This window comes from Candidatus Zixiibacteriota bacterium, assembly GCA_020853795.1.
Taxonomy (GTDB): Bacteria; Zixibacteria; MSB-5A5; order CAIYYT01; family CAIYYT01; genus JADJGC01.
The window spans coordinates 1-7,515 of the sequence record JADYYF010000154.1 but is presented as its reverse complement, the minus strand read 5'-3'; the positions used below and the strand labels follow the sequence as shown (position 1 = coordinate 7,515).

The 7,515-nt window shown below is 60.3% G+C and carries 9 protein-coding genes; 8 read left to right on the top strand and 1 reads right to left on the bottom strand.

Annotation, left to right across the window (positions count from 1 at the left end):
* Window positions 1-353, bottom strand: a 353-nt coding sequence (locus tag IT585_12105; GenBank protein MCC6963988.1) for a hypothetical protein, incomplete at its 3' end; no start/stop codon positions are given.
* Window positions 354-493: 140 nt separating this feature from the next.
* Here IT585_12105 and obgE point away from each other — a divergent pair.
* The 8 genes from obgE to IT585_12065 form a co-directional block, all read left to right on the top strand.
* The gene (obgE, locus tag IT585_12100) at window positions 494-1,504 is read left to right on the top strand and encodes a GTPase ObgE (GenBank protein MCC6963987.1); all 1,011 of its coding nucleotides are present in this window, start codon (window positions 494-496) and stop codon (window positions 1,502-1,504) included.
* On the top strand, window positions 1,488-2,588 hold the full coding sequence (dprA, locus tag IT585_12095; GenBank protein MCC6963986.1) for a DNA-protecting protein DprA: 1,101 nt from the start codon (window positions 1,488-1,490) through the stop codon (window positions 2,586-2,588). Before obgE ends, dprA begins: the two co-directional genes overlap by 17 nt.
* Before the next feature lie 12 nt (window positions 2,589-2,600).
* Entirely contained in the window at window positions 2,601-2,861 is a 261-nt protein-coding gene (locus IT585_12090) for an HPr family phosphocarrier protein (GenBank protein MCC6963985.1), read from the top strand.
* A gap of 48 nt (window positions 2,862-2,909) precedes the next feature.
* Window positions 2,910-4,700, top strand: a complete 1,791-nt coding sequence (ptsP, locus tag IT585_12085) for a phosphoenolpyruvate--protein phosphotransferase (GenBank protein ID MCC6963984.1) — start codon at window positions 2,910-2,912, stop codon at window positions 4,698-4,700.
* A complete protein-coding gene (locus IT585_12080) occupies window positions 4,701-5,765 on the top strand; it encodes a bifunctional phosphoglucose/phosphomannose isomerase (protein MCC6963983.1) in 1,065 nt (354 codons plus the stop codon).
* Window positions 5,762-6,637 (top strand): hypothetical protein, encoded by an 876-nt coding sequence (locus IT585_12075; protein ID MCC6963982.1) that lies wholly within the window; start codon window positions 5,762-5,764, stop codon window positions 6,635-6,637. Before IT585_12080 ends, IT585_12075 begins: the two co-directional genes overlap by 4 nt.
* Window positions 6,637-7,296 carry a hypothetical protein gene (locus tag IT585_12070; GenBank protein ID MCC6963981.1) on the top strand — a complete coding sequence of 220 codons (660 nt, stop codon included), beginning with the start codon at window positions 6,637-6,639 and terminating at the stop codon, window positions 7,294-7,296. Before IT585_12075 ends, IT585_12070 begins: the two co-directional genes overlap by 1 nt.
* Window positions 7,293-7,515 (top strand): hypothetical protein (locus IT585_12065; protein MCC6963980.1); only part of this gene is annotated, 223 nt, incomplete at its 3' end. The genes IT585_12070 and IT585_12065, both read left to right, overlap by 4 nt.

Below are 7,515 nucleotides of genomic sequence, written 5' to 3'. Positions count from 1 at the left end.
GAGGGAACCGCGATCGTCAACTGCGGCGTGACATCATCGGGGTCGAGGCTCAGAAACATCTCAAGGTCGGCGGTCGTTGTCAGCCAGTCGAGGTCTGATTCAGGGATCGGACCGATCAAGGCCAGCGAGCCGAGCGAACCAGCGACCGGCGCGGAGAATTGATTTGCGCCGGCGGCGGCCTCGAAACGGAAGCCGGGGGAAAGCGGGAGACGGATGTTAGTTGTCACCAACAAACAACTGTCGTGACGGGCAACCACCTGCGCAGGAAAACGAAGTCCGGCGGATGGATCGGCGGCAGCGCGAAGATGGAGGATGGACAGAATCAGCAGCGCGGCGAGCGCCGGAACACGCATCGAGTCTCCCTTAGGCCAAAGCGATTGACACGGCCAACAGTTTATACATTTTGGGCGGGTCGGCAAAGGGCGAAATTGGCGGCACGGCGCGGGAAAGCTGTTGAAAATCGGGCCAGCGAAGGGTATTATTCAGGTTCAGTATGCTACGCTTTGTCGATCTCTGCGAAATCTATGTCCGCGCCGGTCATGGGGGGCCTGGGAAGATCAGTTTCCGGACGGAGAAATATATCCCGAAGGGGGGGCCGGACGGCGGCGACGGCGGCAAGGGGGGCGACGTGGTGTTGGCGGCGGACGCGAATCTGAATACGCTGCGCGATTTCACTTATCGCACGAAGTATATCGCCGCGGACGGCGCGCCGGGCGAAGGCGGGTTGCGATCGGGAGAGTCGGGCAAGGACTTGCGGATCAAGGTACCGCCGGGGACCCTGGTTAAGGACGCGGAGACGGAAGAGATTATCTGCGATTTGGAAGCCGACGGCGAGGAGTTTGTCATCTGTCACGGCGGCAAGGGTGGACGAGGAAACAATCATTTCAAGTCGGCAACCAATCAGACGCCGCGCCGTGCGGATTCGGGAATACCGGGCGAAGAACGGCGGGTAATCCTCGAGTTGAAATTGGTGGCGGATGTCGGACTGGTGGGGTATCCGAACGCCGGGAAATCGACATTTCTGGCGGCGGTGTCGGATGCCAGGCCGAAGATCGCCTCGTATCCGTTTACGACACTGACGCCGAATTTAGGGGTGGTGCAACTTCCCGATTACAAGACCTTCACGGTAGCGGACATTCCCGGCATTATCGAGGGAGCGAGCATAGGCAAGGGGTTGGGATATCAGTTTCTGCGGCACATTCAGCGGGTGCGGGTGTTATGCTTCATTCTGGATGCCAGCGACCCGGAACATGAAGAGCAGTTTACGGCGCTGAAGGGGGAGCTGGGGGCGTACGATCCGACGCTTCTGAATCGCGCCGAGATCGTGCTGTTGAACAAGGCCGATGCCCTGGATGCAAAGGCGCTGAAGAAGCTGGAGAAGCACAGCAATGAGGACATGTTCCTGATTTCGGCCAAAGAGAAGACGAATATCGACCGGGCAGTCAAGCGGCTGTGGGAGAAGCTGGCAGAGGTTAAGGAGGCGAACCGTGCCGGCACACGATGATGCGCGGTATTGGTGGCTGGCGCTGAACACGGTGCCGTTGATCGGCGCGGTGCGCCTGGTGGCGCTGGTGCGGAAGTTCGGATCGGCGCAGGCGGTGTTGGAGGCCCCGGATGCGCAGCTGGCGCGGGTAGAGGATGTCGGCGAGAAGGTGATCGAGGCGATCCGCCATCAGGTGGACTTTCAGCGCGCCGAGATACAGTTGGAGAAGTTGGAGAAATCGGGGGCGAAGATGCTCACGATTCTGGAAGCCGACTATCCGGAGCCGCTGAAGAGGATTTATGATCCCCCACCTTTCCTGTTTGTTCGGGGCGAACTGCGGAAGGATGATGCACAGGCGGTCGGAATTGTCGGCAGCCGGATTTGCTCGACTTACGGTCGGCAGGTGACGGAAATGCTGGCCACGGAGTTGAGCAAGGCGGGGTTGAGCATTGTGTCAGGGTTGGCGCGGGGGATTGACTCGGTGGCGCACCAGGCTGCGATAGCCTCGGGCGGGCGAACGGTGGCGGTGTTGGGGTGCGGACTGGATGTCATTTACCCACCGGAGAACAAGGGATTGTATGATGAGGTGGCGGCACACGGGGCAATTGTGACGGAATTTGAGTTCGGCCTGCGGCCAGACAAGTATAATTTCCCGAGCCGAAACCGGATCATTTCCGGACTGGCGCGGGGGGTAATTGTGGTGGAGGCCCGGCGCGGCTCGGGGGCGCTTCTGACGGCGCGGCACGCGGTGGAGCAAAATCGCGAAGTTTTTGCGGTGCCGGGAAACATCACCTCGGCAACGTCGCACGGGACGAATGAGCTCTTGAAGCAGGGTGCGGCACCGGTAACGCAAGCGGCGGATGTACTGCTGGCGTTAGGGTTGCACCCGTTGCAGAAGCGGGCGGCGGTTGCGCGGCCGACGGTGAAGTTGGCGGAGCGGGAGCAGGCGGTGTACAATCAGCTTTCCGACCAGCCGCAGTTAGTCGACAGTTTGTCGCAGGATTTGCAGCGGCCGGTGCAGGAGGTATTGTCGCTGCTGTTGAGTTTGGAGATGGCGGGTCTGGTGCGGCAACTTCCCGGCAAACTTTTTTTACGTGCGGTGTAAAAGGATTTGAACTTGGTCAGGAAAACGGTTAAGATTACGAACAAGCTCGGACTTCACGCGCGACCTTCCGCCAAGGTGGTCCAGACCGCGACTAAGTTCAAGTCAGAAATCACGTTGGAGAAGGAGGGGTTGGAGGTCAACGGGAAGTCGATCATGGGTGTGATGATGTTGGCGGCGGAGATGGGATCCGACGTAACAGTCACGGCCCAGGGCGAGGATGCAGAAGACGCGGTGCGAGCGCTCAGTGAGGTGCTCGCTTCGAAATTCGACTAACCTTCAATCTCGGATTCCCTGCCGATCCGGCAGCGCCAGCAGTTGCGAATGCCGAAAAGAACCAAGCATACAGATTCCGGAGCCGTGAGAGAGTTGCGATTGCGCGGGCTGGTTGCGTCCCCAGGGATAGCGATCGCCAAGTGCTTCAAGCATGTCAACGGGCCACACACGATCGCCAAGCGGGCCATCGCGGAGGATCAAGTTGACGCGGAGATTTCGCGGCTGAACAACGCGCTGGCGGCTGCCCGGCTTGAGATCGAACAGATTCACGCCGAGGCGGGCAGTGCCGTCGGCGAGCAGCTGGCCAAGATTTTCGAAGCGCAGTTGCTGATCCTGGAGGACGCCGCGTTTTTCCAGACGGTCTGCGATGATATCGCCAAGTTGAAGTTGAACGCCGAGTGGGTCTACAATAAGCATCTGCAGAAGACGCTCGCTTCCCTGCGCAAATCGCATGACAGTTATTTGAAGGAGATGGCCAACGACATCAACGCCACCGCGGCGAAGGTGTTCGGCTACCTGATCGGGCATCACGTCAACAAGCTGGTCAACAACAAGGGGAAGATCGCGCTGGCGGAAGATTTTTCGCCGGGCGAAGTGGTATTGATGGGCAAGTACGAGATTCCGGGATTTGCGACCTCGCTGGGCGGGGCGACTTCGCACATGGCGCTGATCGCCAAGTCGCTGTCGATTCCGGCGGTGGTCGGAATCAGCAAGTTGATGGAGCGCGTGCCGGATCAGTCGCTGGTGATTATCGACGGTGAGGCGGGTCAGGTGATCGTCAATCCGGAGAAGGCGACGCTGGAGGAATATCGCGGCGAGCAGAAGAAGCGCAAGACAGTGCTGGCACGCGAGCTGCGCGGGATCGGCAAGATCGCCGGAGCGACCAGGGACGGTCACGCCGTCGAGGTGCAGGCGAATTTGGAGATTCCGACCGAGACCGACGAAGTGCTGGCCTCCAACAAGGTCGGGGTCGGGCTGTATCGTACGGAGTTTTTCTACCTGACGCGGATGCGCTTCCCAACCGAAGAGGAGCAAACCAAGATCTACAGCGATATTGCGCGGACGTTTTTCCCCAACCAGGTAACGCTGCGGGTCTATGACCTCGGCTCGGACAAAGTGGTGGGGGATTATCTCGAGCCGGACGAGGCGAATCCGGCGCTGGGTTGGCGAGGGATCCGGCTCGATCTGGATTTACCCGAGATTTTCAAGACGCAGTTGCGCGCGATGCTGCGGGCATCGACGCTTAAGAATATCAAGATCATGCTACCGATGGTGGCTGCGACGATGGAGATTGTCAAGGCGCGGCGGGTGTTGCACGCGGCGATGAAGGAGTTGAAGGCGGAAGGGCTCGCCTACGACGAGAATATCGATCTGGGCATCATGATCGAGGTACCGTCAGCGGCGCTGATGGCGGACGAGCTGGCGCGGCACGTCTGCTTCTTCTCGATCGGGACGAACGATTTGACGCAATACACGCTGGCGGCAGACCGCACGAACAAGAAGGTGGCGGCGTTGTACCGCGAGTTGCATCCGGCGGTGCTGCGGCTGATCAAGATGACGGTTGATGCGGGCCAGCGGCATAACATCCCGGTGACGCTCTGCGGTGAATTGGCGGCGCGGTCGATCGCGATTCCGCTGCTGGTCGGCATCGGACTTCCCTGCTTCTCGGTCGTCCCGCCGCGGATCGCCAAGGTGAAGAAGATCGTGGCGATGTTGGAGTACAGCGAGTGCGCACACTTGGCCGAGCGGGTGTTGAAGTTGCCCACGACGGAGAAGGTCGAAGCCGTGCTGCGCAATTGGTTCGAAGAGCACGTCGGCAAGGAAAATCTGGAGGAATAAATGGACTGGACGCCCAAGGTCGTGGCCAAGCTGGACCCGACCAATATGTATCAGCGGGTATATGAATTCCCGCAGCAATTGCAGGCCGGTTTCAATTTGCCGGTGAATGGTGATTTGTCCGGATTCAATCCGGGGCAGTTTCGCAACATTATCGTGGCCGGGATGGGCGGATCGGCGATCGGCGGCGATTTCGCGCGCTCGTATCTGGCGAACGAATTGACGATTCCGATGTTCATCAACCGCAATTACGGGTTGCCGCGATTTGTCGGCGCCGATTCGCTGGTGATCGCGTCATCGTATTCGGGCAACACGGAGGAATCGCTGGCGGCGTTCGAGGAAGCGATGAGCCGCGGCTGCAAGATCGTGGTGGCGACGACGGGCGGCAAGTTGCTGACGATGGCGCAGGCCAACAACTGCCCGTACCTCGTGCTCCCGGGCGGATTTGAGCCGCGGGCGGCGCTGGGGTATTCGTTCGGACCGATCCTCAAGTTGATGCAGGTAATCGGATTTGTCGGGAGCCAGGAGCAGATTGTCGCCGACACGGTGGCGGCATTGACGGCGAGCGGCAAGAAACTGGCGATGAATGTGCCGACGTCCCGCAACGAAGCCAAGAGACTGGCGCAGAAGCTGAAAGACAAGATCGGGATCGTCTACGCGGGCGCGGACTACTACGACGTGGCGGCGGTGCGGTTCAAGGGGCAGATTTGCGAGAACGGCAAGCATCTGGCGTATGCCAATATTGCGCCCGAATTCAATCACAATGAGCTGGTGGGATTCGACTATCCGAAGGCGCTGGTGCGGAAACTGCACGTGATCTGGCTTACGGGGCCGGCGGATTCGAAGGGCGTCACCAACCGGGTCAAGGTGGTGGACAAGATTCTCAAGGGCAAACGCATCGCGACGATGACATTAAAGGCCAAAGGGCCGAACCGGCTGGCGGAAATCTTCTCGCTGGTACAATTCGGCGACCTGATGAGCTACTATCTGGCGCTGGTAAACAAAACCGATCCTTCGCCCGTACATGTTATCAACAAGCTGAAAACGGCGCTGGAGAAAATGAAGTGAAACAGGCCCGAGTGGCGCTCTTCACATTCCTAATCGTCCTCATAACAGCCTCAATTGCCTGCGCGCAGGCGGCGCCGGCCGCGGAGAGCGGCGGGTGGTTTCGCGCCGATCGCATCAATGCCATCGTGTTGATGGTGCTGTTTTCGGCGGCGATCATGTATTACACGCAGCGGGCCAAGCGGGGGGAGAAGTTGTTCATCCGCAAAATGGCGGGGCTGGACGCGGTGGAAGAGGCGGTCGGGCGCGCCACCGAGATGGGGCGGCCGGTGTTGTTTATTCCGGGGATCAACGAAATCGACGTGATGGACACGATCGCAGGGCTGTCGATCCTGGGGCGCGTCGCCAAGATCACGGCGCGGTATGAGACGCCGCTGGCGGTGCCGGTGCGATATCCGATGGTGATGGCGGCGGCGCAGGAAGTGGTGCAACAGGCGTACATTGCCGAGGGCCGGGGCGAATCGTACAACAAGGACACGGTGCGCTACGTCGCGGGGGAGCAGATGGCATTCACGGCGACGGTTAACGGCTACATGATGCGCGAGCGGCCGGCAGCCAACATTTTCATGGGGGCGTTCTACGCCGAATCGCTGCTGTTGGCCGAGACCGGCAACGCGGCGGGGTCAATTCAGATCGCGGGAACAGCGCAGCCGGAGCAGTTGCCGTTTTTCATTGCGGCGTGTGATTACACGCTGATGGGCGAGGAGTTGTTCGCGGCGGGAGCGTACCTGTCGCACGAGCCGCTGATGCTGGGGGGACTCAAGGGGCAGGATCTGATGAAAGTGTTGATTCTGGTTGCCATATTCGTCGGGGCGGTGCTGGTGACGCTGAATCTGGGCGGCGAGTGGCTGCAGAAGTTGTTTGAGGTGCGCTGATGAAGACGATGATTCCGGTGGCGGTGGCGTTCCTCGCGGGGATGGCGATGGTGGCGGGATTCCTGCTCAACCCGGCCAAGTTCGGCGATATTCAGGACACACTGCTGCAGTGGACATCGATCATCGGCGGCTTCACGCTGCTATTGGGGGTGGTGTCGCTGGTGCGGGTCAACTGGCGGCCGCTGATGCGGCTGGAGTCGGGCTGGTATAACAAGGCGGCGCTGCTGCTGGCGGTTTTAGTGACGGCGGTGCCGGCGATGCTGCCGGTGAGCTGGTCGACTGAGTTTGGGACGGGGGACGGGTCGATCTACGACTGGTTCTTTAACAACCTGAATGCGCCGATGATGGCGACGATGTTCGCGCTGCTGGCGTTTTATATCGCCTCGGCGGCGTTCCGGGCATTCCGGGCGCGCAACGCCGAAGCGACGCTGCTCCTGATCACGGCGATACTGGTGATGTTGTGGCGTGTGCCGATGGGCGAGTATGTGATCGGGGCGATTCACCCGGATTTGCCGCAATGGATTAACGAATACGTGATGGGGGGGATCAACGTCGCGGTGCAGCGGGCGATTATCATCGGCGCGGCGATGGGTGCGGCGACGATGGGGTTGCGGATTATTCTCGGGATCGAGCGGACGTACATGGGGGGCAGCCGATGACGTTTTGGGAGAAATTGGGCGGGCTCGACCGGCGCTGGGTCTATCTGCTGGTGGCGATCACGGTCATGATTCCGGTGATCTTCCCGGTGGAGCTGCCGATGGCGGTGACGCCGGAGGCACGGAAGTTGTATGACGCGGTCGAGGCACTGCCGGACAGCTCAGTGGTGATGCTGACGTTTGACTACTACGCCTCGGCGACGCCGGAGACGCTGCCGGTAT